Source organism: Sphingomonas sp. RB1R13, assembly GCF_036663775.1.
GTDB lineage: Bacteria > Pseudomonadota > Alphaproteobacteria > Sphingomonadales > Sphingomonadaceae > Sphingomicrobium.
Genome location: NZ_JAXOJM010000051.1, coordinates 1 through 1,268, shown reverse-complemented (window position 1 = coordinate 1,268; position 1,268 = coordinate 1). Strand labels below are relative to the sequence as shown.

Here is a 1,268-nt window from a genome sequence, read left to right as displayed (position 1 = left end):
TTGTGTATCGCGGTCGGCCATCACGAAATAGTCATAGCCATTGGCCAGCGTCAGCTCGGCCGCGCGGAACAGCAGATAGCGCTCCACGGTGTCGCGCGAGGTGACGGTGTTGCCCGCGAAGCTGACGATGAAGCGACCCGGCTCCAGCTGCTGGTCCGAATAGCCGGTGCGATAGAAGCCTGACCCGGTGGCGGGGCGATAGGTGGTTTCGGTCGCGCACCCCGCGACCATCAAGGTGCTGGCGCCGACCAGCGCGAGCGCGATCTTACGACCGAATTGCATGGACTTTTCTTCCTTTCCTGCCGTCCGGCCGTGCCGGGCGACAACAGTCCTGTAGCGTATGGCAGCAAAACGGTCGATGAACGGTTTGGCTCCCGCGATGAATTGCGTGTCAGGCCCCGGCCATGTGCAATGCGACCTGACGCCGATGCGGTGCGCGGCGATGCTCGAAAAGGTAGATGCCCTGCCACGTCCCCAGCGCCAGTCGACCGCCGATCAACGGCACCGACAGGTTCACGCCGGTCAGGATGGCCCGCAGATGCGCGGGCATGTCGTCCGGCCCCTCGTCATCATGGGCATAGGCGCGGGCGTCCTCGGGCGCGATCCGGGCGAAATAGTCGAGGATGTCGGTCCTGACCTCGGGCGCCGCATTTTCCTGGATGATGAGCGAGGCCGAGGTGTGGCGACAGAACAAGGTCAGCAGTCCTTCGTCCATACCCTGATCGCGGACCCACGCGACGACCGGCCTCGTGATCTCGATCAGGCCCTGACCATGGGTGTCGACGGTGAGGATGGTGGTGGCTTGCCGCATGGTGCTTCAATGCCCGACGCACGCCGAAGGTGCCAGTCGCGTTGCGATTGAACAGGTTGGCGGCACGCGCGTTGTGCCCGCTTGAGGAAAAGGAGACCTGCCATGAAAGCCCTGCTCGCCGCTTTGGCCGTCGTTACCGTCGCCGCCCCGATCGCCGCCACGCCCGCCGTCGCGCAGGAGCGCGATTATCGCTGGCATGGCGATCGCAACGACTGGGATGCCTCGCGCGATTATCGGCGCGGCAATTACCGCGAACGTCGCCTGAACCGGGACGACCAGGTTTTCCGGGGTCGTGACGGCCGTACCTATTGCAAGCGCAATGACGGTACGACCGGCCTGGTCGTCGGCGCGGTCGGCGGTGGTGTCCTGGGCAATGTGATCGGCGGCGGGACCCTGGGTACGCTGCTGGGTGCGGGCGGTGGCGCGCTGCTTGGTCGTTCGATCGATCGCGGCAAGG

The 1,268-nt window shown here is 65.4% G+C and carries 3 protein-coding genes; 1 reads left to right on the top strand and 2 read right to left on the bottom strand.

Annotation, left to right across the window (positions count from 1 at the left end; translation table 11 throughout):
- Positions 1-282 (bottom strand): CC0125/CC1285 family lipoprotein (locus U1700_RS14755; protein ID WP_443025957.1); only part of this gene is annotated, 282 nt, incomplete at its 3' end.
- Positions 283-391: 109 nt separating this feature from the next.
- Positions 392-811 (bottom strand): secondary thiamine-phosphate synthase enzyme YjbQ, encoded by a 420-nt coding sequence (locus U1700_RS14750; protein WP_332753440.1) that lies wholly within the window; start codon positions 809-811, stop codon positions 392-394.
- A 102-nt stretch (positions 812-913) separates the two neighbouring features.
- Here U1700_RS14750 and U1700_RS14745 point away from each other — a divergent pair.
- Positions 914-1,268 (top strand): glycine zipper 2TM domain-containing protein (locus U1700_RS14745; RefSeq protein ID WP_332753439.1); only part of this gene is annotated, 355 nt, incomplete at its 3' end.